23 protein-coding genes are annotated in these 26,249 nt (G+C 69.6%); 19 read left to right on the plus strand and 4 right to left on the minus strand.

Annotated features, from left to right (window positions below; translation table 11 throughout):
* Together sucD and RCP38_RS04215 are read left to right on the plus strand one after the other, a co-directional pair.
* Nucleotides 1–903 carry a succinate--CoA ligase subunit alpha gene (sucD, locus tag RCP38_RS04210; protein ID WP_308475757.1) on the plus strand — a complete coding sequence of 301 codons (903 nt, stop codon included), beginning with the start codon at nt 1–3 and terminating at the stop codon, nt 901–903.
* Between the two features lie 117 nt (nt 904–1,020).
* Nucleotides 1,021–2,553, plus strand: coding sequence for an acetyl-CoA acetyltransferase (locus tag RCP38_RS04215; RefSeq protein WP_308475758.1), 1,533 nt, complete (start codon nt 1,021–1,023; stop codon nt 2,551–2,553).
* Between the two features lie 91 nt (nt 2,554–2,644).
* Here the strand turns inward: RCP38_RS04215 and RCP38_RS04220 are convergent, their stop codons facing one another.
* Nucleotides 2,645–3,493: an LLM class F420-dependent oxidoreductase gene (locus RCP38_RS04220; protein WP_308475759.1), complete on the minus strand. Its 849-nt coding sequence runs from the start codon at nt 3,491–3,493 to the stop codon at nt 2,645–2,647.
* Nucleotides 3,494–3,651: 158 nt separating this feature from the next.
* On the opposite strand from RCP38_RS04220, the gene RCP38_RS04225 reads away from it, so the two are divergent.
* From RCP38_RS04225 to RCP38_RS04255, 7 genes are all read left to right on the plus strand, one after another.
* Nucleotides 3,652–4,614: a DUF5336 domain-containing protein gene (locus tag RCP38_RS04225; RefSeq protein ID WP_308475760.1), complete on the plus strand. Its 963-nt coding sequence runs from the start codon at nt 3,652–3,654 to the stop codon at nt 4,612–4,614.
* A gap of 45 nt (nt 4,615–4,659) precedes the next feature.
* Nucleotides 4,660–6,123 (plus strand): cell division protein PerM, encoded by a 1,464-nt coding sequence (locus RCP38_RS04230; protein WP_308477053.1) that lies wholly within the window; start codon nt 4,660–4,662, stop codon nt 6,121–6,123.
* 86 nt (nt 6,124–6,209) lie between these two features.
* Nucleotides 6,210–6,683 (plus strand): hypothetical protein, encoded by a 474-nt coding sequence (locus RCP38_RS04235; protein WP_308475761.1) that lies wholly within the window; start codon nt 6,210–6,212, stop codon nt 6,681–6,683.
* A gap of 59 nt (nt 6,684–6,742) precedes the next feature.
* Entirely contained in the window at nt 6,743–7,369 is a 627-nt protein-coding gene (gene purN / locus RCP38_RS04240; RefSeq protein ID WP_308475762.1) for a phosphoribosylglycinamide formyltransferase, read from the plus strand.
* Entirely contained in the window at nt 7,366–8,931 is a 1,566-nt protein-coding gene (gene purH, locus RCP38_RS04245) for a bifunctional phosphoribosylaminoimidazolecarboxamide formyltransferase/IMP cyclohydrolase (RefSeq protein WP_308475763.1), read from the plus strand. The genes purN and purH overlap by 4 nt, the downstream gene beginning before the upstream one ends.
* Nucleotides 8,932–8,995: 64 nt before the next feature.
* Nucleotides 8,996–10,771 carry an N-acyl-D-amino-acid deacylase family protein gene (locus tag RCP38_RS04250; RefSeq protein WP_308475764.1) on the plus strand — a complete coding sequence of 592 codons (1,776 nt, stop codon included), beginning with the start codon at nt 8,996–8,998 and terminating at the stop codon, nt 10,769–10,771.
* Between the two features lies 1 nt (nt 10,772).
* Complete coding sequence (locus RCP38_RS04255) at nt 10,773–11,354, plus strand: TetR/AcrR family transcriptional regulator (protein WP_308475765.1); 582 nt, start codon at nt 10,773–10,775, stop codon at nt 11,352–11,354.
* Nucleotides 11,355–11,358: 4 nt separating this feature from the next.
* Here RCP38_RS04255 and RCP38_RS04260 read toward each other — a convergent pair whose 3' ends face one another.
* Complete coding sequence (locus tag RCP38_RS04260) at nt 11,359–12,420, minus strand: alpha/beta hydrolase (protein ID WP_308475766.1); 1,062 nt, start codon at nt 12,418–12,420, stop codon at nt 11,359–11,361.
* 90 nt (nt 12,421–12,510) lie between these two features.
* Here RCP38_RS04260 and RCP38_RS04265 point away from each other — a divergent pair, with 90 nt between their 5' ends.
* Complete coding sequence (locus RCP38_RS04265; RefSeq protein ID WP_308477054.1) at nt 12,511–13,899, plus strand: sigma 54-interacting transcriptional regulator; 1,389 nt, start codon at nt 12,511–12,513, stop codon at nt 13,897–13,899.
* Nucleotides 13,892–15,880 (plus strand): vWA domain-containing protein, encoded by a 1,989-nt coding sequence (locus RCP38_RS04270; protein ID WP_308475767.1) that lies wholly within the window; start codon nt 13,892–13,894, stop codon nt 15,878–15,880. The genes RCP38_RS04265 and RCP38_RS04270 overlap by 8 nt, the downstream gene beginning before the upstream one ends.
* Before the next feature lie 22 nt (nt 15,881–15,902).
* On the opposite strand, the gene RCP38_RS04275 is transcribed toward RCP38_RS04270, so the two are convergent.
* Entirely contained in the window at nt 15,903–17,270 is a 1,368-nt protein-coding gene (locus RCP38_RS04275) for a PPE family protein, SVP subgroup (RefSeq protein ID WP_308475768.1), read from the minus strand.
* Nucleotides 17,271–17,550: 280 nt separating this feature from the next.
* Between RCP38_RS04275 and RCP38_RS04280 the strand changes: the two genes are divergently transcribed.
* The 8 genes from RCP38_RS04280 (at nt 17,551) to mnhG (ending at nt 25,541) form a co-directional block, all read left to right on the plus strand.
* A complete protein-coding gene (locus RCP38_RS04280) occupies nt 17,551–18,567 on the plus strand; it encodes a HAMP domain-containing sensor histidine kinase (RefSeq protein WP_308475769.1) in 1,017 nt (338 codons plus the stop codon).
* Nucleotides 18,564–19,223, plus strand: a complete 660-nt coding sequence (locus tag RCP38_RS04285; protein WP_308475770.1) for a response regulator — start codon at nt 18,564–18,566, stop codon at nt 19,221–19,223. Before RCP38_RS04280 ends, RCP38_RS04285 begins: the two co-directional genes overlap by 4 nt.
* Before the next feature lie 227 nt (nt 19,224–19,450).
* A complete protein-coding gene (locus RCP38_RS04290; RefSeq protein ID WP_308477055.1) occupies nt 19,451–22,354 on the plus strand; it encodes a Na+/H+ antiporter subunit A in 2,904 nt (967 codons plus the stop codon).
* On the plus strand, nt 22,351–22,800 hold the full coding sequence (locus tag RCP38_RS04295) for a Na(+)/H(+) antiporter subunit C (protein ID WP_308475771.1): 450 nt from the start codon (nt 22,351–22,353) through the stop codon (nt 22,798–22,800). Before RCP38_RS04290 ends, RCP38_RS04295 begins: the two co-directional genes overlap by 4 nt.
* Nucleotides 22,797–24,395, plus strand: a complete 1,599-nt coding sequence (locus tag RCP38_RS04300) for a Na+/H+ antiporter subunit D (protein WP_308475772.1) — start codon at nt 22,797–22,799, stop codon at nt 24,393–24,395. The genes RCP38_RS04295 and RCP38_RS04300 overlap by 4 nt, the downstream gene beginning before the upstream one ends.
* Nucleotides 24,392–24,919 carry a Na+/H+ antiporter subunit E gene (locus RCP38_RS04305; protein ID WP_308475773.1) on the plus strand — a complete coding sequence of 176 codons (528 nt, stop codon included), beginning with the start codon at nt 24,392–24,394 and terminating at the stop codon, nt 24,917–24,919. Before RCP38_RS04300 ends, RCP38_RS04305 begins: the two co-directional genes overlap by 4 nt.
* On the plus strand, nt 24,916–25,197 hold the full coding sequence (locus RCP38_RS04310; RefSeq protein WP_308475774.1) for a monovalent cation/H+ antiporter complex subunit F: 282 nt from the start codon (nt 24,916–24,918) through the stop codon (nt 25,195–25,197). The genes RCP38_RS04305 and RCP38_RS04310 overlap by 4 nt, the downstream gene beginning before the upstream one ends.
* The gene (mnhG, locus tag RCP38_RS04315; protein WP_308475775.1) at nt 25,194–25,541 is read left to right on the plus strand and encodes a monovalent cation/H(+) antiporter subunit G; all 348 of its coding nucleotides are present in this window, start codon (nt 25,194–25,196) and stop codon (nt 25,539–25,541) included. The genes RCP38_RS04310 and mnhG overlap by 4 nt, the downstream gene beginning before the upstream one ends.
* On the opposite strand, the gene RCP38_RS04320 is transcribed toward mnhG, so the two are convergent.
* The gene (locus RCP38_RS04320; protein WP_308475776.1) at nt 25,526–26,143 is read right to left on the minus strand and encodes a class I SAM-dependent methyltransferase; all 618 of its coding nucleotides are present in this window, start codon (nt 26,141–26,143) and stop codon (nt 25,526–25,528) included. The genes mnhG and RCP38_RS04320 overlap by 16 nt on opposite strands.
* Nucleotides 26,144–26,249: the final 106 nt, after the last annotated feature.

Consider the following 26,249-nt stretch of genomic DNA (forward strand, 5'->3'; position numbering starts at 1 on the left):
ATGTCGATCTTCGTCAACAAGGACAGCAAGGTCATCGTCCAGGGCATCACCGGAGCCGAGGCCACCAAGCACACCGCGCGCATGCTGGCCGCCGGCACCCAGATCGTCGGCGGTGTCAACGCCCGTAAGGCCGGCACCACCGTGTCGCACAAGGACGCGAGCGGCGCCGACGTGGAACTGCCGGTGTTCGGCAGCGTCGCCGAGGCCATGGAGAAGACCGGCGCCGACGTGTCGATCGCCTTCGTGCCGCCGGCCTTCTCCAAGGACGCGATGATCGAGGCCATCGACGCCGAGATCCCGCTGCTGGTCGTCATCACCGAGGGCATCCCGGTGCAGGACAGCGCGTACGCGTGGGCCTACAACGTGGACAAGGGACAGAAGACCCGCATCATCGGGCCGAACTGCCCGGGCATCATCACCCCCGGCGAGTGCCTGGTCGGGATCACCCCGGCCAACATCTCCGGCACCGGCCCGATCGGCCTGGTCTCGAAGTCCGGCACGCTGACCTACCAGATGATGTACGAGCTGCGGGACTTCGGCTTCTCCACCGCGATCGGCATCGGTGGTGACCCGGTGATCGGCACCACCCACATCGACGCCATCGAGGCGTTCGAGAAGGACCCCGAGACCAAGGTCATCGTGATGATCGGTGAGATCGGTGGCGACGCCGAGGAGCGGGCCGCCGACTACATCAAGGCCAACGTCACCAAGCCGGTCGTCGGCTACGTGGCCGGGTTCACCGCGCCGGAGGGCAAGACCATGGGCCACGCCGGCGCCATCGTGTCGGGCTCGTCGGGCACCGCGGCCGCCAAGCAGGAGGCCCTGGAGGCCGCCGGTGTGAAGGTGGGCAAGACCCCGTCGGCCACCGCGGCGCTGGCTCGCCAGATCCTCGAGAGCCTGTAAGTAACAATCAGCACCGACCGTGCCGTTTCGTACGCCGCCATCCGCGCGTTGCTGGGGGCACCTCCCGCTTGCGGGGGAACGAAACGGCACGGTCGGCTTTTGTGGTGAGGTGACCCCATGATCGACCCGCGTACCCCCGTCGTCGTCGGCGTCGGCCAGTCGGCCGAACGCATCGACGACGCCGATTACCGCGCGATGTCGCCGGTGCAGCTGGCAGCGGCGGCCGCGCAGGCGGCCCTGGCGGACTGCGGGGCCGACACCGAGCAGGTCGCGTCCGCCATCGACGCGATCGTGGCCACCCGGGCGTTCGAGATCTCCATTCCCAAAGCCCCTGCGCCGCTGGGCAAGTCGAACAACTTCCCGCGTTCGGTGGCACGGCTGATCGGTGCCGACCCGGCCCGGGCCGTACTGGACAAGGTGGGCGGCCAGGGACCGCAGAAGCTGCTCACCGAATTCGCCGGCGAGATCGTGGCCGGCGCCGCCGACGTGGTGCTGCTGTGCGGATCGGATGCCACCTCCACACTGCGGCACTTCGCCAAGTCCGAGACCAAGCCGGACTTCAACGAGACCGTCGACGGGCAACTCGAGGACCGCGGCTACGGGCTGGAGGACTTCGTCGAGCGCTACACCGTCATCCACGGGCTGACCGGAGCGCCGGTGCAGTACGCCCTGCTGGAGAACGCCCGCCGGGCCGGGCTGGGGATGAGCAAGGCCGACTACCTGCAGTCCATGGCCGAACTGTTCGCCCCGATGTCCAAGATCGCCGCCAAGAACCCGTTCTCGGCTTCGCCGGTGGAGCGGTCGGTCGACGAGCTGACCACGGTCAACGCCAGCAACCGGATGATCTGCGACCCCTACCCGCGCCTGCTGGTGGCCCGCGACCAGGTCAACCAGGGTGCCGCGGCGCTGGTGATGTCGGTGGCGGCCGCCCAACGGTTGGGCGTGCCGGAAGACCGCTGGGTGTTCCTGCACGGCCACGCCGACCTGCGTGAGCAGCGACTGCTGGAGCGCCCCGACCTGGGTGCCTACCCGGCCGCGGTGGCGGCCACCGCCGAGGCCCTCGAGATGGCCGGAATCGGCTTCGGCGACGTCGCGGCGATGGACCTCTACAGCTGCTTCGCGGTGCCGGTGTTCAACATCTGTGACGCCTTCGGGCTGGCCGCCGACGACCCGCGCGGCCTGACGTTGACCGGCGGGCTGCCGTTCTTCGGCGGTGCCGGCAACAACTATTCGATGCATGCGATCGCCGAGGCCGTCGCCTTCGCCCGCAGCGCCCCGGGGAAGTTCGCGTTCGTCGGCGCCAACGGCGGCATGCAGAGCAAGTACGCGGCCGGGGTGTACGCGACCACCCCGGTGCCGTGGCAGGCCGACCGCAGCGCCGAGTTGCAGGCGCGCGCCGACGCCGCCGCGCAGGCCGTCCCGGTCACGGAGAGCGCCGAGGGGCCGGCCACCGTCGAGACCTACAGCGTGCGGCACGACTGGAAGACCCCGACCGGGATCATCATCGGCCGACTCGACGCCGACGGCACCCGGTTCCTGGCCACCACCGAGGACGAAGACCTGGTGGCGTTGCTCTCCGACGGCGACCCGCTGGGTGCGTCGGTGACGGTGCGCGCGTTCGACTACGGCAACCGCTGCACGGTGCGCTGAGCCTGCTGCCCGTCGTGAGCGTGCGCAGAATGCCGGCGAAAGCGGCGTGTCTGCGTGCAGACACGCACGCTCGCGAGGAAAGCGGGCGGCGCTAGGAGCTCAGGCCCAGCTTGGCGGCGAGGCGCTCCACGTAGGCGGCCACCTCGGCCTCGGAACGGTCCGGGAGCCCGAAGAGCGTCTCGGTGACGCCGATCTCGGCCCAGTGGGCGAGCTTGTCGGCGTCGGGCTTGAAGTCCAGCGCCACGATCTGCGGCGCGCCGTCCCGGCCGGCGGCCGCCCAGGTGTCCTGCAGCAACTTCACCGGCGCATCGATGTCGAAGTCGCGCGGTGTGGTGATCCAGCCGTCGGCGCTGCGCGCGATCCACTTGAAGTTCTTCTCGGTGCCGGCCGCACCGACCAGCACCGGTACGTGGGCCTGCACCGGCTTGGGCCAAGCCCAGCTCGGGCCGAAGTTCACGAACTCGCCCTCGTAGGACGCCTCCTCCTGCGTCCACAGCGCCCGCATCGCCTCCAGGTACTCGCGAAGCATGGTGCGGCGCCGTCCCGCGGGCACACCGTGGTCGGCCAATTCGTCGGTGTTCCAACCGAATCCGACTCCCAGGCTGACCCGTCCGCCGGACAGGTGGTCCAGCGTGGCGATCGATTTCGCCAGCGTGATCGGATCGTGTTCGACCGGCAGTGCCACCGCGGTGGACAACCGCACCCGTGAGGTCACCGCGCAGGCGGCGCCCAGACTCACCCACGGGTCCAGGGTGCGCATGTAGCGGTCGTCGGGCAGCGATTCGTCGCCGGTGGTCGGATGCGCGGCCTGCCGCTTCACCGGGATATGCGTGTGCTCCGGCACATAGAAGGTGGTGAAGCCGTGGTCGTCGGCGAGTTTCGCGGCGGCCGCCGGGTCGATTCCACGGTCACTGGTGAACAGCACAAGCCCGTAATCCATATCGGTGATTAGAACGTGTTCTTGTTCGACGGGCAACAACCGGGGGCCGCTATCGCTCGGTGTTGACCCAGCGACGACCGCTACGCGTGCGCTAGCGTGGATGGTCGAACCGCGCCGTACCTGCTCGAAGCACCCTGCCCACAAGCACAGGAGAGCTCATGACCTACTCGTCCGGGAGTCCCGGCTTCCAGCCGAACCCGCCGTCAGGCTCCTACGGGCCGTCGACCCCGTCGTTCGCCAAGACCGCCGAGGCCGAGAGCAAGCTGCCGTTCTATCTCCGGATCGCGGTGCTGGCGTTGGGGCTGGGTGTGTACCTGGCGAACTTCGGGCTGATCACGAACATCAGCGCGGTGGACTTCCCGCTCGTCCCGCCGGGCGGTCGGCTGATGGTTCCGTTGGCCGTGCTGGCCGCGCTGCTGGCCGGGGTGAGCCTGCTGCCCAAGGCGAAGACCCACACCGCGGTCGTCGCGGTGATCGCCTCGCTGGGTGCGTTGACGGCCATTTCCAGTGTCGCCTCCACCGGCGCCGAGCTGTGGCAGTGGCTGATCCTGACGTTCAGCGTGCTGCAGGCCGTCGCGGCAGTCGGGGCACTGCTGCTGGAGGCGGGCGTGGTGACCGCACCCGCGCCGCGTCCCAAGTACGACCCCTACGGCCAGTACGGGCTGCCGCCCGGCGGCAACTACTACGGCCAGCCCGGCCATCAGGGGCAACAGAACTACGGGCCCCAGGGCCAGCCGGGTCAGCCCGGACCCCAGCAGTCGTCCGGCTATCCGGCCTACGGCGGCTACCCGTCCGGGCCGGCCGGCGGGGGCTTCGGCGGGCAGCAGAACACGGCCACGGGCGGGTACAACACCGGCGCGCATCAGACCACCGGCGTCAGCGGGTTCAACACGGGCGCCAACCCGGCCCCGTCGGCGCCGCAGGGCCCGCCGACCCCGCCGACCGGCTTCCCCAGCTTCGGTTCGCCCCAGACCGGTGGCACGGGTGCGACGGGGAGCACGGGTGCAACGGGGAGTACGTCGTCGACCGGAAGCCAGAGCGCTTCGGGTCCGGGACAGGGCTCGACGGGCGGTCAGCAGTCGCAGGGCGGCGCCGCCTCGTCTGGGCCGGCGCAGCCCTAACCCGCGCGCGGGCGCCGAGTTGAACGTGCTCGTAGCGTGACATTGGTGACCGGCGGCAGACCAGGAACGAACCCGACGCGCGACCTGCTACGGGTCGCCTTCGGTCCGTCCGTCGTGGCGTTGACGATCATCGCGGCGGTGACGCTGCTGCAGTTGCTGATCGCCAACAGCGACATGACCGGGGCGTTCGGTGCGATCGCGAGCATGTGGCTGGCCGTGCACCAGGTTCCGATCTCGATCGGCGGCCGCGATCTGGGGGTGCTGCCCCTGCTGCCGGTGCTGCTGATGGTGGCGGGAACCGCGCGAACCACGGCGCAGGCCACCTCCCGGGGCACCTCCTGGTTCGTGGTCCGCTGGATCGTGGCGTCGGCGGTGGGCGGCCCACTGCTGATCGCGGCGATCATGCTGGCGATCATCCACGATGCCGCCTCGGTCATCACCGAACTGCAGACCCCGGTGGCCCTGACCGCCTTCGTCCACGTATTCGCCGTGCACGCGATCGGCGCGGCGATCGGTGTGGCGACACGGCTGGGTTCCCGGGCGGTAGCCGAACTGCGGCTGCCGAACTGGCTGGGCGAGTCGGTGCGAGCCGCGCTCGCCGGGATGCTGGCGCTGTTCGGTCTGGCCGGCGTGACGACGGTGCTCTCCCTGGTCTGGCACTGGCGGACCATGCACGAGCTCTACGGGATCACCGATTCGCTGTTCGGTCAGTTCAGCCTGACCCTGCTGGCGGTGCTGTATGTGCCCAACGTCGTGGTGGGAGCGACGGCGATGGCGGTCGGGTCCAGTGCACACATCGGTCCCGCGTTGTTCAGCGCGTTCACGGTGCTCGGCGGTGACATCCCGGCGTTGCCGATCCTGGCCGCGGCACCCCGTCCGCCGCTGGGGCCGGCGTGGGTGGCACTGCTGATCATCGGGGCCGCCGCGGGGGTGGCCGTCGGGCAGCAATGCGCCCGCCGGCCGCTGCCGCTGCTGCCGGCGTTGGCGAAGGTGGCCACCGCGGCACTGATCGCGGCGGTGACGATGGCGCTGCTCGGTGCCGCGGGCGGCGGACAGCTGGGCAATTTCGGTGGCGTCGGCGTGGATCAGCTGACCTTCGGTCCCGCGGTGTTCGGGTGGTTCCTGGGGATCGGCGCGTTGACGGTCGTGATGATCGGCGGGGTGCGCCGGGGCGCGATCGCCGCACCCCGGCGCGTACTGCCGCCCGGCCCGAACCGGGGTACCGCGCCCGATCCGGTCGCCGAACCGGACCCGGCCCCGGCCGCCGAGCCCGGGCGGCCGCAACACGACGAGGCGCCCGCGGCGTCCGAGCCACCCGTGCCACCCGAGCCCGACGAGCCGCCCGAGCCCGACGAGGTCGTCGACGTCGTCGACGAAGGCGGACTGCGGTGGACGCCGGCCCCGGAGCCGTCGCGCGAGGCCGGAACGCACCCGCCGATCAGGCCACCGGGGCCGCTGCAGGATCCCGAAGACCTGATGTTCACCGACGACGACGGGTACGACCGCTAAATCAAGGACTTCCGTCCCTTATATATGTCGCGGCCGACTGGTCGGATGGGTGATACCGCCCGTTCGAACGTCAACCAGGGGACTGCATGACCGATGTCGTGAGCGCCGAGTCCACCGGCGGAACTCCCGCGCCCGAGGTGCGCCGGCGCAGGACGCTGGACATGTTGGCCGGCGCCCGGGCCGAGAAGCTGACCGGACTGGTGCTGCCGCCCGGACACGAACAGGTGCTCGACGTCGTGGTGATGATCTGGGTCGACGGCGTCAAGGCCGGAATGCAGTTGAGTGACGTCCAACCACCGCCGTGCGGGCTCTCCGACGACCTCGGCGAGGCTCTCTACGACGCGCTGGAGGACGCGAAACTCTGCAGCGAATACGACGAGTTCCCGGAGTTGGACGACTCCGACTTCCAGGATCTGGCGTACCGACAGGTGTCCAAGCTGGGCAACATGGTCCAGCCGGCGGGGCACCCGGAGGTGACCTGGGACATGGTGGAGATCTGGATGGACGGGGTGGGAACCGCGCTTCGGGTCGCCCGCGACGCGGTGCAGCGCTCCGCCTGATCGCCCGCGTTGTCCGCCCGACTTCGCCGCGGGTGCATCGGCCGTTAGGCTCAGTCACCGTGCAACCGATCCATCTGGCTCCCAGCGTCCCGGCACGGCTGGTGGTGCTGGCGTCCGGAACCGGGTCGCTGCTCGAATCGTTGCTCGCCGCGGCCGTCGGGGACTATCCGGCGCGGGTGGTGGCCGTCGGTGCCGACCGGGATTGCCGGGCCCTGGAGATCGCCGCCGCCGCCGGACTGCCGGTGTTCACCGTCGCGATGGGTGACTACCCGGACCGGGCGGCCTGGGACCTGGCGCTGACCGAGGCCACCGCGGCCCACCGCCCCGACCTGGTGGTCTCGGCGGGCTTCATGAAAATCCTGGGAGCGCACTTTCTGGCCCGGTTCATGGGCCGCACCGTCAACACCCACCCGGCGCTGTTGCCGGCCTTCCCGGGCGCGCACGCGGTGCCCGATGCGTTGGCCTACGGGGTGAAGGTCACCGGCTGCACCGTGCACCTGGTGGACGCCGGAACCGACACCGGCCCGGTGCTCGCCCAGGAACCCGTCGCCGTGCTCGACGACGACGACGAAGACACTTTGCATGAACGCATCAAGACGGTGGAGCGCAAGCTCCTGGTCGACGTGCTGGCCGCTCTGGCGACCGGTGGCGTGACGTGGAACGGACGAAAGGCAACCCTAGGATGACCGACGGCACGCGACCCATTCGTCGGGCGCTCATCAGCGTCTACGACAAGACCGGCCTGGTGGATCTGGCCGCCGGCCTGCACGCCGCGGGCGTGGATATCGTCTCCACCGGATCTACCGCGAAGACGATTGCGGCCCAAGGTATTCCGGTGACCCCGGTCGAGCAGGTGACCGGATTCCCGGAGGTGCTCGACGGGCGGGTGAAGACCCTGCACCCGCGGGTGCACGCCGGGCTGCTGGCCGACCTGCGTAAGCCCGAGCACGCCGCGGCGCTCGACGAGCTGGAGATCGCCGCGTTCGAACTGGTGGTGGTCAACCTCTACCCGTTCAGCGAGACCGTGGACTCCGGCGCGGGCATCGACGAATGCGTCGAGCAGATCGACATCGGTGGGCCCTCGATGATCCGCGCGGCCGCCAAGAACCACCCCAGCGTCGCCGTGGTGGTCGACCCGCTGGGCTACGACGGCGTGCTGGCCGCGGTCAAGGCCGGCGGGTTCACCCTCGCCGAGCGGAAACGACTGGCGTCGTTGGCATTCCGGCACACCGCCGAGTACGACGTCGCGGTCGCGAGCTGGATGTGCTCGACACTGGCCCCCGAGGAGCCCCGCCAGGCGAACCCGGAATGGTTCGGCCGCACCTACCGGCGCGCCGCGCAGCTGCGCTACGGCGAGAACCCGCACCAGCAGGCCGCGCTCTACTGCGACGGCGGTGCCTGGCCGGGCTTGGCGCAGGCCGACCAGCTGCACGGAAAAGAGATGTCCTACAACAACTTCACCGATGCCGATGCCGCCTGGCGGGCCGCGTTCGACCACGAACAGACCTGCGTGGCGATCATCAAGCACGCCAACCCGTGCGGTATCGCGGTCTCATCGACCTCGGTGGCCGACGCCCACCGCAAGGCCCACGAATGTGACCCGCTCAGCGCGTTCGGCGGCGTGATCGCGGCCAACACCGAGGTCAGCGTCGAGATGGCCGAATACGTCAGCACCATCTTCACCGAGGTGATTGTGGCGCCGGCCTACGAGCCCGGCGCCGTCGAGATCCTGGCACGCAAGAAGAACATCCGCGTGCTGCTGGCGTCGGAACCGCTGCGCGGCGGCACCGAATGGCGCCAGGTCAGCGGCGGGCTGCTGATGCAGCGCCGCGACGAACTCGACGCCGACGGTGACGACCCGGCGAACTGGACGCTGGCCACCGGCGCCCCGGCCGACCCGGACACCCTGGCCGACCTGGTCTTCGCCTGGCGGGCCTGCCGGGCGGTCAAGTCCAACGCGATCGTGGTCGCCGCCGACGGCGCCACCATCGGAGTGGGCATGGGGCAGGTCAACCGGGTCGACGCGGCCCGGCTGGCGGTGGAGCGCGGCGGCGAGCGGGTGGCCGGCGCGGTGGCGGCCTCCGACGCCTTCTTCCCGTTCCCCGACGGTCTGCAGACCCTGACCGCGGCCGGGGTGAAGGCGATCGTGCACCCGGGCGGCTCGGTCCGCGACGACGAGGTGACCGCGGCGGCGGCCGAGGCCGGCATCACGCTGTACCTGACCGGGGCGCGGCACTTCGCGCACTGAGGTCTTGACGTAAAGGTTGTAAGCACTCACTATCTATCTCAACGGCTGGTAGTTGGGAGACGATGTGGCTTACGACCTGATCATCCGGAACGGGCTGTGGTTCGACGGCCTGGGTAACGCCCCGCAGGTCCGCACCCTGGGCATCCGCGACGGGGTCGTGGCCGACATCGTCGCCGGGGAACTGGACGAGACCGGCTGCCCGGACGTGATCGACGCGGCGGGCAAGTGGGTGGTGCCCGGCTTCATCGACGTGCACACCCACTACGACGCCGAGGTGCTGCTCGACCCCGGCCTGCGGGAATCGGTGCGGCACGGCGTCACCACGGTGTTGCTGGGCAACTGCTCGCTGTCCACCGTCTACGCCGACTCCGAGGACGCCGCGGACCTGTTCAGCCGGGTCGAGGCGGTGCCGCGCAAGTTCGTGCTGGACGCGCTGAAAGCCAAGAAGACCTGGTCGGATCCGGCCGAATACGTGCGCGCGCTGGAGACGCTGCCGCTGGGGCCCAACATCGGTTCGATGCTCGGCCATTCGGACCTGCGGACCGCCGTGCTCGGTCTGGACCGCGCCACCACCGACGGCGTCGTACCCACCGACGCCGAACTGGAGAAGATGGCCGAACTGCTCGAGGCGGGACTGGACGCCGGCCTGCTCGGCATGTCGGGGATGGACGCCGCGATCGACAAGCTCGACGGCGACCGCTTCCGGTCCCGGGCGCTGCCGTCGACGTTCGCCACCTGGCGGGAACGCCGACGGCTGATCAAGGTGCTTCGCCGCCGCGGCCGGATGCTGCAGAGCGCCCCCAACGTCGCCAAACCGTGGACGGCGTTGAACTTCTTCCTGACCAGCAGTGCCATGTTCGGCCGGCGGCGCGGGGTGCGGATGAGCCTGCTGGTCTCCGCCGACGGCAAGTCCGCACCGGGTGCGGTGCGGGTGATGGGTCCGGGCACCCGGTTGCTCAACGCACTGTTCGGATCCGCGGTGCGCTTCCAGCACCTGCCGGTGCCGTTCGAGCTGTACTCCGACGGTATCGACCTGCCGGTGTTCGAGGAGTTCGGTGCCGGCACCGCCGCGCTGCACCTGCGCGACCAGTTGGAGCGCAACGCCCTGCTGGCCGACACCGAATACCGGCGCCGGTTCCGCAAGTCCTTCGACCGCAAGAAGTACGGTCCGGCGTTGTGGCACCGCGACTTCCACGACGCGGTGATCGTCGACTGCCCGGATGCCAGCCTGATCGGCAAGAGCTTCGGGCAGATCGCCGACGAGCGCGGGTTGCATCCGCTGGACGCGTTCCTCGACGTGCTGGTCGACAACGGCGAGCGCAACGTCCGCTGGACCACCATCGTGGCCAACCACCGGCCCGAGATGCTGGACAAGCTGGCCAACGAGCCGACCATTCACATGGGGTTCTCCGACGCCGGCGCGCACCTGCGCAACATGGCGTTCTACAACTTCTCGCTGCGGTTGCTCAAGCGGGTCCGCGACGCGCAAGAGGCCGGCCGGCCGTTCATGAGCGTGCAGCGGGCGGTCTACCGGCTCACCGCCGAGGTCGCGGACTGGTTCGGTTTCGCTGCCGGCACCCTGCGGCGCGGCGACCGCGCCGACTTCGTGGTGATCGACCCGGCCGGCCTGACCGATGCCGTGGACGGCTATCACGAGGCGACGGTGCCGTTCTACGGCGGGCTGTCCCGGATGGTCAACCGCAACGACGACGCGGTGGTGGCGACCGGGGTGGGCGGAACGGTGGTGTTCCGCGACGGGCAGTTCTGCGACGGCTACGGCACGACGATGCGTTCCGGCCGTTTCCTGCGAGCCGAATCATCTGAGCTGCAACCGATCTGAGATGGCCAGGACACAGCAGCAACGGCGTGAGACCACCGTCGCGCGCCTGCTCGACGCCAGCATCGCCACCATCGCCGAGATCGGCTATGCGCGGGCGTCGGCCAAGGTGATCGCGGCACGCGCCGGGGTCTCCGACGGAGCGTTGTTCCGTCATTTCGGCACCATGGGCGACTTCATGGCCGCCACCGCCCAGGAAGTGCTGCGGCGCCAACTGGAGCGGTTCGAAAAGCAGGTCGCGGAGATCCCCGTCGACGCACCCGCGCTGGAAGCGGCGTTGACGGTGCTGCGTGACCTGACCGCCAACGACACCAATGCGGTGCTCTACGAACTGCTGATCGCCGCGCGCACAGATGACCGACTGCGCGCCGTGCTGGCCGAGGTGCTCGCCGAATACAGCGCCAAGATCGCCGACGCGGCACGGGCACTGCCCACGGCGGAGGCGTTTCCCGAAGAGCATTACCCGACGCTGGTGGCGTTGCTCACCAACACCTTCGACGGCGCGGCGATCGTGCGTGCGGTGCTGCCGCAGCCCGAGATCGAGGCCAACCGGATCCCGCTGCTGCTGTCGCTGCTCGGGGGGTAGGTCCCTACGCGTCGAGTGTCGGGTTGTGCACCGTTTTCTGCTCATCGGCGTGCGTCAAGTCGACATTCGGCGCAGATGCGGCCACCGCGTAGTCGACGAAGTCGGCGATCTCGGCGATCGCACGCCGCGCATCGGGGTTGACGTCGAAGCTGAGCTGGAACATGTGCAGGGAGCGGTCCCAGACCTGCACCCAGTTCGGCACGCCCGCGGCGGTGAGCGCGTCGGCCAGCACGAAGGTGTCGTTGCGCAGCAGCTCGTTGTCGCCGATCTGCAGCAGGACCGGCCCCAGCCCGCGCAGGTCGGCCTCCGGTGGCATCACGGGGAGTTCGCGGGTTCCGTTGACGGTGGCGAACACCCGGTAGATGAACGTGAACGCCAGGAACGGGAAGAACGGATCGCGGCGGCTGCGGGCCGCGGCGCGCTTGATCTCCATGTCCGACGACGTCAGCGCCGACAGCAACACCTGACCCGCGGGTACCGGTAGCCCGGCGTCGCGCACCGCGAGCGCGGTGTCGGCGGCCATCAGCCCGCCCGCCGAATCACCGGCGAGCACCATGCGGTCGGCGGTGAACCCGGCGTCGAGCACATGCCGGTAGGCGCACAGACCGTCTGCGACCGCCTCCTCGATGCCGGCCAGCGGAGCCAAGCGGTAACCGACGTTGAAGACCTTGGCGCCGGTGGCCGCCGATAGCTTGCTGGCGAACCGGCGGTGCGAATTGAGCCCCAGCGTCACCAGTGCGGAACCGTGGAAGTAGACGATCACCCGGTCGGAGTCGCGGGCGGCGGGCGCCACCACCCATTCGGCCGGACAGTCACTCAGTCGCACCCGCGTCACCGTGGTGCCGGGCAGTGCCCGGATGCAGCGCATCGGCGCATCGATGACGTCCAGGCGCGCCCGTTGCAGCGCGGCCGGGAAGAACCGGTTGATCACGATGCCGACCAGCGTCAGCACCGCGATCGAGGTACGCAGGACGACGGCGGCCGCCAGGGCCAGCAGCCGAGCCTGCCAGGAGGCCGGACCGAAGTACATCTGCGCCGGTCGATCACGCCATTGCCGGGAATTCACGATACCTACGGTACCGGGTATTTCTGGCCCGGAAAACCGGGACCTGGTGACGCGTCCCCGCGCCCGTCGTAGCGTGGAGTGGTGACCGCGCTGAATACCCCGCACGATCTGCCCACCACGCTCGGCGAACTGCGTGCCGCCGGCTACCCGGAACGAGGCATCAAACAGGAGATCGCCGAGAACCTGCTCGCCCGCCTCGCCGCCGGCGACGACGCCGCGGCCATCTGGCCGGGCATGTTCGGCTTCGACGACACCGTGCTGCCGCAGCTGGAACGTGCGCTGATCGCCGGACACGACATCGTGCTGCTCGGCGAGCGCGGTCAGGGCAAGACCCGCCTGCTGCGCGCACTGGTCGGACTGCTCGACGAATGGACCCCGGTGATCGCCGGCGCCGAACTCGGTGAGCACCCGTACTCGCCGATCACGCCCGAGTCGATCCGGCGGGCCGCCGAACTCGGCGACGCCCTGCCGGTGGCGTGGCGGCACCGCAGCCAGCGCTACACCGAGAAACTGGCCACCCCCGACACCAGCGTCGCGGACCTGGTCGGCGACATCGACCCCATCAAAGTCGCCGAAGGCCGCAGCCTCGGTGACCCCGAGACCATCGCCTACGGGCTGATCCCGCGGGCGCACCGCGGCATCGTCGCGATCAACGAACTGCCCGACCTCGCCGAACGTATCCAGGTGGCGATGCTCAACGTGATGGAGGAGCGCGACATCCAGGTGCGCGGCTACACACTGCGGCTGCCGTTGGACGTCCTGGTGGTCGCCAGCGCCAACCCGGAGGACTACACCAACCGCGGCCGGATCATCACCCCGCTCAAGGACCGCTTCGGCGCCGAGATCCGCACCCACTACCCGCTGGAACTCGACGCCGAGGTCGGCGTGATCGCCCAGGAGGCCCACCTGAGCGCGGCGGTGCCGACCTACCTGCTGGCCGTACTCGCGCGCTTCGCCCGTTACCTGCGCGAGTCCCGCTCGATCGATCAGCGTTCGGGCGTCTCGGCGCGGTTCGCGATCGCCGCCGCGGAGACGGTGGCGGCCTCGGCGCGACACCGCGGCGCGGTGTTGGGCGAAGCCGAACCGGTGGCGCGGGTGGTCGACCTGGGCACGATCGTCGACGTGCTGCGCGGGAAGCTGGAGTTCGAATCCGGTGAGGAGGGCCGCGAGCAGGCGGTATTGGAACATCTGCTGCGCCGTGCCACCGCCGACACCGCGTCACGGGAGCTGGGCGGTCTGGACGTGGGGCCGCTGGTGGCCGCGGTGGAGGACGCGGCGGTCACCACCGGTGAGCGGGTGTCGGCCAAAGCGGTGCTGGCCGCGTTGGGCGACCTGCCGGTGGTCGACGCGATCGCACAGCGGCTCGGTGCGGAATCCGAGGGCGAGCGTGCTGCGGCACTCGAATTGGCCCTGGAAGCACTGTATTTGGCCAAACGTATCGACAAGACATCCGACGAGGGTGAAACCGTCTATGGCTAAGAGCCATGCTTCGCGGTATTCGGCCTACACCGGTGGGCCGGATCCGCTCGCGCCGCCGGTCGACCTGGCCGAGGCGCTCGAGGAGATCGGCCGCGACGTCATGGAGGGCACCTCGCCCCGACGCGCCCTGCAGGAGATGCTGCGCCGCGGCACGAAGAACATGACCGGGGCGGACAAACTGGCCGCGGCGGCGCAACGCAGACGCCGGGAACTGTTGCGCGACAACAATCTCGACGGGACGCTGGCCGAGATCAAGAAACTGCTCGACGACGCGGTACTGGCCGAACGCAAAGAGCTGGCCCGGGCCCTGGACGACGACGCCCGCTTCGCCGAGATGCAGATCGAGGCGTTGTCGCCGTCACCGGCCAAGGCCGTGCAGGAACTCTCCGACTACAACTGGCGCAGCGCCGAGGCCCGGGCGTCCTACGAGCAGATCGAGGACCTGCTCGGCCGGGAGATGCTCGATCAGCGCTTCGCCGGCATGAAGCAGGCCCTCGAAGGTGCCACCGACGAGGACCGGCAACGGGTCTCCGACATGCTCGACGATCTCAACGACCTGTTGGACAAGCACGCGCGCGGCGAGGACAGCGCCGAGGACTTCCAGCAGTTCATGGATAAGCACGGCGAGTTCTTTCCGGACAACCCGAGCAACGTCGAGGAGCTGCTGGACTCGCTGGCGCAGCGCGCCGCGGCGGCCCAGCGGTTCCGCAACAGCTTGAGCGAGGAACAGCGTGCCGAGTTGGATGCGTTGTCGCAGCAGGCATTCGGCTCGCCGGCACTGCAGCAGGCGTTGAACCGCCTGGACGCGCACCTGCAGGCCGCACGCCCGGGGGAGGACTGGACCGGCTCGTCGAAGTTCTCCGGCAACAACCCGTTGGGCATGGGCGAGGGCGCGCAGGCGCTGGCCGATATCGCCGAGCTCGAGCAGTTGGCCGAGCAGCTCTCGCAGGCCTATCCCGGCGCCAGCATGGACGACGTCGACCTCGATGCGCTGGCCCGCCAACTCGGCGACCAGGCCGCGGTGGATGCGCGGGCGCTCGCCGAACTGGAACGTGCGCTGCTCAACCAGGGATTCCTCGACCGCAGTTCCGATGGGCAGTGGCGGCTGTCGCCCAAGGCGATGCGCCGGCTCGGGGAGACCGCGCTCCGCGATGTGGCACGCCAACTTTCGGGCCGACGCGGTGAACGCGACCACCGTCGCGCAGGGGCGGCCGGCGAGCTGACCGGAGCCACCCGGCCGTGGCAGTTCGGCGACACCGAACCCTGGAACGTCACCCGGACCCTGACCAACGCGGTGCTGCGGGAGGTGGGCGAGCGGGACGGTTTCCGCAGCGGCCGCCGGCTGTCGATCAGCGTCGATGACGTCGAGGTCTCCGAGACCGAGACCCGCACCCAGTCGGCCGTGGCACTGCTGGTCGACACCTCGTTCTCGATGGTGATGGACAACCGCTGGCTGCCGATGAAGCGGACCGCGCTGGCCCTCAACCACCTGGTGAGCACCCGATTCCGTTCGGATGCGTTGCAGATCATCGCATTCGGGCGGTATGCGCGCACGGTGACCGCCGCCGAGCTGACCGGCCTGGAGGGCGTCTACGAACAGGGCACCAACCTGCACCATGCACTGGCGCTGGCCGCCCGGCACCTGCGCAGGCACCCCAACGCCCAGCCGGTGGTGCTGATCGTCACCGACGGCGAGCCGACCGCGCACCTGGAGGACTACCGCGGCGATGGATCGACGGGCCCGTCGGTGTTCTTCGACTACCCGCCGCACCCGCGGACCATCGCGCTGACCGTCCGGGGCTTCGACGAGGTCGCCCGGCTCGGTGCGCAGATCACCATCTTTCGGCTCGGCGACGACCCGGGCCTGGCGCGGTTCATCGACCAGGTGGCCCGGCGCGTCTCCGGCCGGGTGGTGGTACCCGACCTCGACGGTCTGGGTGCCGCGGTGGTCGGGGACTATCTGGGGTCGCGGCGGCGCTGAGTGCGCGCCGCGGGCCCGGCGCTCAGCGGGCCAGCAGCCGGCGTTTCTGTTCGGCGAACTCCTCGCCGGTCAGGTAGCCGGCGTCGTGCAGCTCGCCGAGTTCGCGGATGCCGGCGGCGAGTTCGCCCACCGAGACCAGCGGGGACAGTCCGGGGGCCGTCGGCTCGGAGGAATCCGCCGTCTTCTTCGCCGATCCGGCGGCGCCGGCTGCGACGGCGGTCTGCTTGCCGGAGTCCGCACGACGCTGATTCATCGCCCCGGCCAGGGCGCTGCCGCCCATGCCCGCCAGGGCCATCTGCCCGAACGCGGTCCCCATCCCGCCCGGGGTCGCCGAGGGCAGGGCACTGCTCAGCGGCGTCGAGTAGCTGACGTGGCGGATCTCCGGGGCGGCTTCGGCCCAACCGATCGGAGTCGACAGCGCCCCGATCGGGAAGCCCTCGCCGATGGCCGCGACCACCGGCACGTGCGGGACACGCAGGGTGTCGATCGACGGCAGCTCTCCGTGCACGCCCAATTGGTCCAGCGTTTCGAGAATGCTGCGCTGGCCGGCGCGCAGGATGTCCTGGGTGTCGAAGATCTCCCGGGAGTCCTGCTCGGCGAAGTACATCGCCGCACCGGCCAGCCAGACCCCGAGCACCGACAACGGGAGGGCGACCCCGACACCGAGTTCGTCGGCGATCACTCCCAGCCAGTCGAACGGGCCGGACGGGAGGTCGGTGGGCAACGGCACGTCGGGGGCCAGGCCCGGCGTGGCCTCGGCCGCACCGGGACCGTTCAACGCCGAGGCCAGCCGCGACGACACCGTCTGGGCGAGGTTGCCGGTGGGGTCACCGGGGCCGCCGGTCTGGCCGAGCGGACCGGCGGGGTTGGCGGTCTGCGGCGGCGGCTGGAACGGCTCGAGTTCCCGGGCGGACCCGGCCAGCGCGGCGTAACCGTACATCGCGGTGGCGTCCTGGGCCCACATCTCGCCGTACTGGGCTTCGGTGGCCGCGATCGCCGCCGCGTTCTGACCCAGCACGTTGGTGGCCAGCAACGTCAGCAACTGTGCCCGGTTGGCCGCCACCACCGACGGGGGCACCGTCAACGCGAACGCCGCCTCGTAGGCGGCCACCGCGGCCTGGGCCTGTAGCCCCGTCTTCTCGGCCTGGCCCGCGGTGAGGTTCAGCCACGCCACGTACGGGGCGGCCGCAGCCGTCATCGCGGCCGCCGACGGACCCGACCACGCCGTGCCGGTCAACTCCGCGACCACCGACTCGTAACCGGCGGCCGCCGCGTGCAGTTCGGCGGCCAGTGCGCTCCAGGCAGAGGCAGCGGCCAGCATCGGACCCGCACCGGGACCGGTGTACATCAGTCCGGAGTTGACTTCCGGCGGTAACGCAGCGAAGTTCATGGCCGGCAGATGCCGGTGTGGCGGTCCATTGTGGTGGTATCCCTCCGGTCATGGGTCGTCTTTGGTGCGATTCGATCTAACCTCGCCCAGCGCTTCGGTGGTGCGCTGACACTCCGGGGGTGCGGCAAACACGCCGACGGCGGCGGCAAAGGCTCCGATGCGCTGGGCTTACCTTCATTTTCCGGGCCGCGACGGGCCGCTCGCCATGGTGTTTGACTCCCATTCGGGGACTACGGCAGCCCGTATGGACAAATATCGGCCGCGCAGTCAGGGTGTGGGTATGAGCCGTTGCACGGGGCTCGTCGACCGCTTGCGGCGACGGGTCGGCGCGCCCACACGTGGACTGTTCCGGCGGGTCGTGCTGATCAACGGTCTGGTCTTCACCGTCGGCACCCTGGCGCTGGCGATGTCGCCGGCGACCGTGTCCGGTCCGGTCCGACTGACCGAGATCCCGGTGCTGGTGATCGGGATGGCGGTGGTGGTGGGCGCCAACGCGTTGCTGTTGAGGTCCAGTCTGGCCCCGCTGGATCGCCTCGCCGCGTCCATGCGCCGGGTCGACCTGCTGCGGCGCTCCGATCGGGTGGACGATCCCGGCGAGGGCGAACTGCATCACCTCATCGCATCGTTCAACGCGATGCTGGACCGGCTGGAGAGCGAACGGGCCTCGTCGAGCGCCCTGGCGCTGACCGCCCAGGAGAACGAGCGGCAGCGCATCGCCCGGGAACTGCACGACGAGATCGGCCAGACCCTCACCGTCGCGCTGCTCACCCTCAAACGTGCGGTGGACGCCGCCCCCGCCGAGATCCGCCCCGAGTTGGGGGAGGCGCAGGAGATCGTGCGGGCCAGCCTCGACGAGGTACGCAGTATCGCGCGCCGGCTGCGGCCCGACGCGTTGGAAGACCTCGGCCTGCAGAGCGCCCTGCAGGCGCTGTGCAACCAATTCACCCAGGTGTCCGACATCGACGTCGTCAAAGACATCGCTCCCCAGGCCGAGCGGTTGACCCCCGACGTCGAACTGGTGTGTTACCGCATCGTCCAGGAGAGCCTGACCAATATCGCCCGGCACTCCGGCGCCCAGAAGGTCTGGTTGGATCTGCACATCAACGCCGCCGGTGAACTGACGTTGCGGATCGCCGACAACGGCCGGGGCGGCATGAGTGTGGAGGGCGCCGGAATGACCGGGATGCGCGAACGCGCCCTGCTGGTGCACGGCACGCTCACCGTCACCTCCGAGCCGAACGAGGGCACCGAAGTCCGGTTGGTGGTGCCGGCTCGACCCGGTCCGGGCCGCCGATGAAGCCGACGCAGCCGTCGCGGATTCTGCTCGCCGACGACCACGCGCTGGTGCGCAGTGGCCTGCGGATGATCCTGGATGCCGAGCCCGACCTGACGGTGGTCGCCGAAGCGGCCGACGGCGCCGAAGCGGTGGCGCTGGTGCAGCAGACCGAGGTCGACCTCGCGATCCTCGACATCGCGATGCCGCGGATGACCGGACTGCAGGCCGCCCGGGAGATCAACCGAAACCACCCGCACGTGCGGATGCTGATGCTGTCGATGCACGACAACGAGCAGTACTTCTTCGAGGCCCTCAAGGCCGGCGCTTCGGGCTACGTGTTGAAGTCGGTGGCCGACCAGGACCTGCTGGAGGCCTGCCGGGCCACGATCCGCGGCGAGCCGTTTCTGTACGCCGGTGCGGTGACCGCATTGATCCGCGAGTATCTGCATCGGGCGCGGCAGGGCACTACGCTGCCGGAGACGATCCTGACCCCGCGGGAAGAGGAAGTGCTGAAGCTGATCGCCGAGGGCTTCTCCGCGCGAGAAATCGCCAAGACCCTCGGGATCAGCGCCAAGACCGTCGACCGGCACCGCACCAATACCCTGCAGAAACTGGGCTTACGTGATCGACTGGCCCTGACCCGCTATGCGATACGGACCGGGCTGATCGAGCCGTAAGTCGCCACCGGGGGATGTGCCGGGCGTCGATATGGGTGTTCAACCCCCCGCCGAATGGGAGTCATATTCCATGGCGCGGGGCCCCGGCACCGCACAGACTGGTTACATGTAATCGTGGAGACGTCAGGCGGACGCGCTTCGGCGCGTCCGCCGTGGCGTTCTGCCGCGATAGGACCCAACGACAACCTTGAACGCATCGACTTAATCGAAACGGCCCGTGGAGCGTGATGCTAGCGATACTGCTTGCCCATTGTCTTGGCACAGCTGCGGCGCCCGGGCTGGTGCGCCGGTTCGGGCGGGCGGCGTTCTATCTCCTCGGGGCTATCCCGTTGGCGTCGCTGGGCTGGGTGTTGGCCAACTGGCCGACGGGACCGGCCGACGACCACCGCACGACGGTGCCCTGGGTGCCCGGGTTGTCGATGGATATCGCCCTGCGGTTCGACGTGCTAAGCGCGATCATGTGCGTGCTGGCCCTGGGCATCGGCGCGCTGGTGCTGTTCTACTGCGCCGCCTACTTCCAGCCGGTCGGTGACAACGCCCTCGACCCGCGGCTGCCCAGCTTCGCGGCGAAGATGATCGGGTTCGCCGGGTCGATGTTCGGACTGATGGTCGCCGACAACATGCTGGTGCTCTACGTGTTCTGGGAAGCGACCACGGTGTTGTCGTTCCTGCTGATCGGCCACTACGCCGAACGCGCGGCCAACCGGCGGGCCGCGACCCAGGCCCTGGTCATCACCACCGCGGGTGGACTGGCCATGCTGGTCGGCATCATCATGCTGGGCCAGACCGCCGGCACCTACCTGCTGTCGGAGTTGGTCGCGCAGCCGCCGTCGGGCACCGTCGTCACCGTCGGGGTGCTGCTGGTGTTGGTCGGTGCGTTGAGCAAGTCGGCGATCGTGCCGCTGCACTTCTGGCTTCCGGGCGCGATGGCCGCGCCCACCCCGGTCAGCGCCTATCTGCACGCCGCGGCGATGGTCAAGGCGGGCATCTACCTGGTGGCGCGGCTGACACCGGGGTTCGCCGATTCCCCGGGCTGGCGTCCCACCCTGTTGGTACTGGGCCTGGCCACCGCCCTGCTGGCGGGGTGGCGTGCGGTGCGCGAGTACGACCTGAAGCTGCTGCTGGCCTACAGCACCGTCAGTCAGCTGGGGCTGATGATCGTGCTGGTCGGGGCCGGCAGCGGGGACCTGATGCTGGCCGGGCTGACGGCCATGTGCGCGCACGCGGCGGCCAAGGCCGCGCTGTTCATGGTGGTGGGGATCATCGACCACGCCACCGGTACCCGCGACCTGCGGGAGCTGGCCGGATTGGGCCGGCGTTGTCCGGGCTTGTTCCTGATCGCGGCTGCGGCCGCGGCCAGCATGGCCGGGGTGCCGCCGTTCGTGGGCTTCATCGCCAAGGAGACCATCTTCGGTACCGAGGCACAGTCCCCGGTGCTGGGCGCCGCCGGGCCGTACGTGTTGGCGGCCGGTGTCATCGCGTCGATGTTCACCGTGGTCTACAGCGTGCGGTTCGTCTGGGGTGGGTTCGCCGACAAGGGGCAGTCCGCGCCCAGCCCCGCCGTTGCCGACCTGCACCGGCCGAGTGTGGCGTTCCTGGCGCCGCCGGGGGTGCTGGCCGTCGCCAGCCTGATCCTCGGGTTGTGCGCGGTGGGCCTGGACACGGTGCTGCACGGCTACACCGACACCATCGACAAGGCGCCGCAGGGCTCCGGCTACCACCTGGCGCTGTGGCACGGTCTGGGCCTGCCGGTGATGCTGTCGGCACTGGTGCTGGTGGTCGGCACCGGGATCTTCGCGGCTCGCGGCCCGCTGCAGCTCACCCGGCTGCGGCGGCTGCCGCTGGGTAAGGCCGACCGGATCTACGACGAAGCACTGCGCCTGCTCGACATCGCAGCGGTGCGGTTGACCGGTGTCACCCAGCGGGGGTCGCTGCCGATCAACCAGGGCATGATCTTCGCGACTCTGGTGGTGCTGCCACTGGGCGCGCTGGCGCTGGGTGCCCGCGGTCAGGTGGAGCTACTGCTGTGGGACCGCCCGCTGCACCTCACCCTGGCGGTGATGGTCGTGGCCGGCGGGATCGGCGCGACCCTGGCCCGCAACCGACTGTCCGCCGTGCTGATGGTCGGCGTCACCGGGTACGGCTGCGCCGCGGCGTTCGCCTTCCACGGCGCGCCCGACCTGGCGCTGACCCAGTTGCTCGTCGAGACGGTCACCCTGGTGATCTTCGTGTTGGTGCTGCGCACATTGCCGGCGGAATCCGCCGAACCGACCATGCAGCATCGGCTGCCGCGCGCGTTGCTGTCGGTGGCGGTCGGCGTCGGTGTCGCGGTTCTGACGGCGTTCGCGATGGGGGCGCGTTCGCAGCGCACCGTCCGCGAACTGCTTCCCGAGGCCGCCTACGTCCGCGGGCACGGCGCCAACGCCGTGAGCGTGCTGCTGGTCGACATCCGGGCCTGGGACACGCTCGGCGAGATCTCGGTGCTGCTGGTCGCCGCGACCGGAGTGGCCTCGATGGTGTTCCGTACCCGGCGTTTCGGCCGGGCGCCGAGGGTGGCCGACGCCGGGGCACTGCGCCCGGACACCGGTCCGGACACCCGGACCACTCCCTACAGTCCGGCGGTCGGATCCACCACCTGGCTGCGGGGGAGCGCCTTTTACGACCCCAACCAGCGTTCGCTGGTCCTGGAGGTCGCGACCCGCATCATTTTCCCGCTGATCATGGTGGTGTCGCTGTACTTCCTGTTCGCCGGGCACAACCACCCCGGCGGCGGGTTCGCCGGCGGGTTGGCCGCCGGACTCGGCCTGGCGCTGCGTTACCTGGCCGGCGGGCGTTACGAACTCGGCGAGACACTGCCCCTGGACTCCAGCAAGATCCTGGGGGCCGGGCTGGCAATGGTGGGCGGTACCGCACTGGGCTCGCTGTTCCTGGGTGCACCGGTGCTGTCCTCGGCGGTACTGAACGTCACCCTGCCGGTGTTCGGGGATGTCCACGTGGTCACGTCGTTGTTCTTCGATATCGGGGTGTACCTGGTGGTGGTCGGCATGGTGCTCGACGTCCTCCGCAGTCTCGGGGCGCGGCTGGATCAGGAACTGGATTCGCGGCCTCGATCGATGGCGGGGGTGTCATGACCACACATCTGCTTCCGCTGGTGATGGCGGCCGGGCTGGTCTCCTGCGGGGTCTACATGCTGCTGGAGCGCAACCTGACCCGTGCACTGCTGGGCCTGATGATGATCGGCAACGCCATCAACCTGCTGATCATCGACGTCTCCGGCCCGGGCGGCAGCCCGCCGATCTACAACAGCACCGAGGGGATGGAGACCGACGCCGATCCGCTGGCACAGGCCATGGTGCTGACGTCCATCGTCATCACCATGGGCGTCGGCGCGTTCGTGCTGGCGTTGACCTACCGCTCCTACCACCTGACCACCACCGACGACATCGGCGATGACCAGGAAGCGACCCGCGTTTCGCATCTCGCCGACGACGAGGTGATGGCCGCCGAGCCCTACTACGGGATACCGGTTGCGCCCGACGAACTCGACGCCGTCCCCGAAAGCGAGGAAGCGCGGTGAGTCTGGCCGCTGTCCTGATGCCCCTTCCGGTGCTGCTCCCCACACTGGGTGCGGCGCTGACCCTGATCGTCGGTCGGCGCCCCCGGCTGCAGCGGCCGATCACCATCGCCGTGCTGTGCGCGGTCGCCGCGGTCAGTGCGGCGTTGCTCTACCTCACCGACCGCGACGGCACCCTGGTGCTGCACGTCGGGGGCTGGGGTCCCACCGAGGAACAGTTGGGGCCGTTGGGGATCAGCCTGGTGGTCGACCGGCTCTCCGCGCTGATGCTGGTGGTGTCGGCGATCGTGCTGCTGGCGGTCATGGTGTACGCGATCGGGCAGGGGGTGCGCGACGGCGACGATCGCCAGCCGGTCTCGATCTTCCTGCCCACCTACCTCACCCTGGCCACCGGCGTGTCGTTGGCCTTCCTGGCCGGCGACCTGTTCAACCTGTTCGTCGGGTTCGAGATGCTGCTGTCGGCCAGCTTCGTGCTGCTGACCATCGGCGCCAGCGCCGAACGGATCCGGGCCGGCATCGGATACGTCATGGTCTCGATGGCCTCGTCCCTGGTGTTCCTGTTCGGTATCGCCCTGGTCTACGCGGCCACCGGGACACTCAACCTGGCCGAGTTGGCGCTGCGCACCGGTGATCTGCCCGGCGGTGTCCGCAGCGCGGTGTTCGCGGTGCTGCTGGTGGCGTTCGGCATCAAGGCCGCGGTGTTCCCGCTGTCGGCGTGGCTGCCCGACTCCTATCCGACCGCGCCCGCACCGATCACCGCGGTGTTCGCCGGAATCCTGACCAAGGTCGGTGTCTACGCGATCATCCGGGCGCACTCGCTGCTGTTCCCGGACGGGGGACTGGACGGGGTGCTGCTGGTCGCGGCGCTGTTGACCATGCTGATCGGGATCCTCGGCGCCATAGCGCAGAGCGATATCAAGCGGATCCTGTCGTTCACCCTGGTCAGCCACATCGGGTTCATGATGTTCGGGGTGGCGCTGTCCAGCCAGATGGGCATGTCCGGTGCGATCTTCTACGTGATGCACCACATCATCGTGATGACCACACTGTTCTTGGCGGCCGGATTGATCGAACGCCAGGGCGGCGCGTCGTCGCTGCAGCGCCTCGGCGGTTTGATCGCCAATCCGCTCTTGGCGTTCATCTTCCTGGTCCCGGCGTTCAATCTCGGTGGTATCCCGCCGTTTTCGGGGTTCATCGGCAAGACCGCCGTGCTGCAGGCCGGTGTCGGTGACGGATCGGTGCTGGCCTGGTGCCTGGTGGGCGGGGCGGTGCTGACCAGTCTGCTGACGTTGTACGTGCTGGCCCGGATCTGGACCACGGCGTTCTGGCGTCGCCGGGTCGACGCCCCCGAAGGCGAGTTGGCGCTCGCGGCGCCGCCGGTGCTGCTCGACGACGTCGCCGACGTGTCCTACAAGGAGCGCATCGACGTCGGGAAGATGCCGACGTGGATGGTGGTCCCCACGCTCGGGTTGATCGCCCTGGGTCTGTCCATGACCGTGCTGGCCGGCCCGATCTTCGGCTACACCCAGCGGGCCGCATCGGAGGTCCTGGACCGGGGCGAGTACATCTCGACGGTGCTGAAGGTGGATGCACCGTGAGGGCCCTCGGATTGCGGATCTTTGCGATATCCGCCCTGACCCTGGTGTGGGTGCTGCTGTGGGGCCGCTTCAGCGTGCCCAACATCGTGATGGGCGCCGTGGTGGCGACGGTGATCCTGGTGGTGCTGCCGATGCCGCCGGTGCCGGTACAGGGCCGATTGCACCTGATTCCGTTGATCAAGCTGATCGGGCTGTTCGGCTGGTATCTGGCGGTGTCCAGTATTCAGTTGATGTGGCTGGCGGTCCGTCCGGGCCCGCCGCCGCAGACCGGGGTGCTGCGGGTGGAGTTGAGCATCAAGTCCGACCTGGTGCTGGTGCTGGCCTCGGCCATCACCACCCTGATTCCCGGATCGATGGTGCTGGAGATCGACCAGGTGCGCCGCATCCTGTACTGCCACGTGATCGATGTCGGATCGCCGCAGTCGGTCGCGCGGTTCTACCACCAGGCCAGGCAGGTCGAGCGGTTGCTGATCGACGCCTTCGAACGAGACGAGGACTGGCAGCCGGCCGGGAGGACCGCATGACCTTCATCTGGGTGAGCGCGGGTGCGTTGCTGGGGATCGCCACCATCATCACCATGTACCGACTGCTGATCGGGCCCAGCACCCTGGACCGACTGGTGGCGCTGGACACCCTGGCCGCGATGACCATGTGCGCCATCGGCACCTGGGCCGCGGTCAGCCGGGACACCACCGCGACCTACAGCCTGGCGGCGCTGGCACTGGTCGGCTTCATCGGATCGGTGAGCGTGGCGCGGTTCCGGGTGCGCGACGATGCACCGGACGTGGGGAGGACGCGATGAACGTGCCCGCTGTGATCGCCGGCGTGCTGGTGCTCGCCGGATCGGTGCTGGCGCTGACCGCGGCGATCGGCGTGGTGCGGTTCCCCGACACCCTCGCCCGCATGCACTCGGCGACCAAACCGCAGGTGTTGGGGCTGATTCTGGTGCTGCTCGGCGCACTGATCCGGCTCCGCGGCAGCCACGACGCGGGCATGGTGATCGTCAGCATCGTGTTCACGCTGATCACCGCGCCGGTCGTCGCGCACCGGGTCGGGCGGCTGGCCTACCAGGAGCAGGACATGACCGAGGTGCTGACCGTCGATGAACTCGGCGAGCTGTCCGAGGACGATCAGCTGCCGCTGTGATCGGCCCGCAGCACCGCGACCAGGAAGTCCGAGTCGGCGGCGAACGGCCGCATGTCCCAGGTCGCCAGCAGTAGGTCGGGGGCGAATCCGGCGGCCGACGCGTCGCGCAGGAACTGGTCGAACTCGTAATCCCGGTCGGCACCGAAACCGATCACGGCCCGGCCGTCGTCGGCGCAATGGCTCCGCAACCGGCGCAACACCGTAGCCCGCGTGCTGGGGGCGACGAACGCCATCACGTTGCCCGCGCAGACGATGACGTCGAACGGGTCGGGGATGCCGCGCGCGGGCAGATCCAGTTCGGCGAGGTCGCCGACCAGGTAGCGCGGACCGGGATGGTCCTGCTCGGCGGCGGCGATCAACTCCGGGTCGACGTCGACACCGACCACATCGTGACCGGCCGCCGCCAGGACGCCGGCCACCCGGCCCGGGCCACAACCGGCATCGAGGATGCGCGCGCCCCGGGCGGCCATCGCGTCGACGAAGCGTGCTTCGCCGGCCAGATCGTTTCCGGCGCGGGCCATCTCCCGGAAGCGTTCGATGTACCACTGCGAATGCCCGGGATCGGCGGCGACTTTCTGCATCCAGAGGCTCTGCTCGACCATGGATGCATTCTTGCCGGTCGGTGTATCGGCGCGGACATCAGGCGGGGCTTACCGTTCGGTCGACGGCATCGACTGTGCGGCGGGTCATGGCGATGCAAGGGAAAAC

Origin of the sequence: Mycolicibacter sp. MU0083, assembly GCF_963378075.1 — a bacterium.
GTDB lineage: Bacteria > Actinomycetota > Actinomycetes > Mycobacteriales > Mycobacteriaceae > Mycobacterium > Mycobacterium kokjensenii.

Bases quoted from the DNA above. Each gene is read 5' to 3' on its own strand.
- sucD (WP_308475757.1), top strand. From the start codon at position 1: ATGTCGATCTTCGTCAACAAGGACAGCAAGGTCATCGTCCAGGGCATC.
- RCP38_RS04215 (WP_308475758.1), top strand. From the start codon at position 1,021: ATGATCGACCCGCGTACCCCCGTCGTCGTCGGCGTCGGCCAGTCGGCC.
- RCP38_RS04220 (WP_308475759.1), bottom strand. From the start codon at position 3,493: ATGGATTACGGGCTTGTGCTGTTCACCAGTGACCGTGGAATCGACCCG.
- RCP38_RS04225 (WP_308475760.1), top strand. From the start codon at position 3,652: ATGACCTACTCGTCCGGGAGTCCCGGCTTCCAGCCGAACCCGCCGTCA.
- RCP38_RS04235 (WP_308475761.1), top strand. From the start codon at position 6,210: ATGACCGATGTCGTGAGCGCCGAGTCCACCGGCGGAACTCCCGCGCCC.
- purH (WP_308475763.1), top strand. From the start codon at position 7,366: ATGACCGACGGCACGCGACCCATTCGTCGGGCGCTCATCAGCGTCTAC.
- RCP38_RS04255 (WP_308475765.1), top strand. From the start codon at position 10,773: ATGGCCAGGACACAGCAGCAACGGCGTGAGACCACCGTCGCGCGCCTG.
- RCP38_RS04270 (WP_308475767.1), top strand. From the start codon at position 13,892: ATGGCTAAGAGCCATGCTTCGCGGTATTCGGCCTACACCGGTGGGCCG.
- RCP38_RS04275 (WP_308475768.1), bottom strand. From the start codon at position 17,270: ATGAACTTCGCTGCGTTACCGCCGGAAGTCAACTCCGGACTGATGTAC.
- RCP38_RS04280 (WP_308475769.1), top strand. From the start codon at position 17,551: ATGAGCCGTTGCACGGGGCTCGTCGACCGCTTGCGGCGACGGGTCGGC.
- RCP38_RS04285 (WP_308475770.1), top strand. From the start codon at position 18,564: ATGAAGCCGACGCAGCCGTCGCGGATTCTGCTCGCCGACGACCACGCG.
- RCP38_RS04290 (WP_308477055.1), top strand. From the start codon at position 19,451: ATGCTAGCGATACTGCTTGCCCATTGTCTTGGCACAGCTGCGGCGCCC.
- RCP38_RS04295 (WP_308475771.1), top strand. From the start codon at position 22,351: ATGACCACACATCTGCTTCCGCTGGTGATGGCGGCCGGGCTGGTCTCC.
- RCP38_RS04310 (WP_308475774.1), top strand. From the start codon at position 24,916: ATGACCTTCATCTGGGTGAGCGCGGGTGCGTTGCTGGGGATCGCCACC.
- mnhG (WP_308475775.1), top strand. From the start codon at position 25,194: ATGAACGTGCCCGCTGTGATCGCCGGCGTGCTGGTGCTCGCCGGATCG.
- RCP38_RS04320 (WP_308475776.1), bottom strand. From the start codon at position 26,143: ATGGTCGAGCAGAGCCTCTGGATGCAGAAAGTCGCCGCCGATCCCGGG.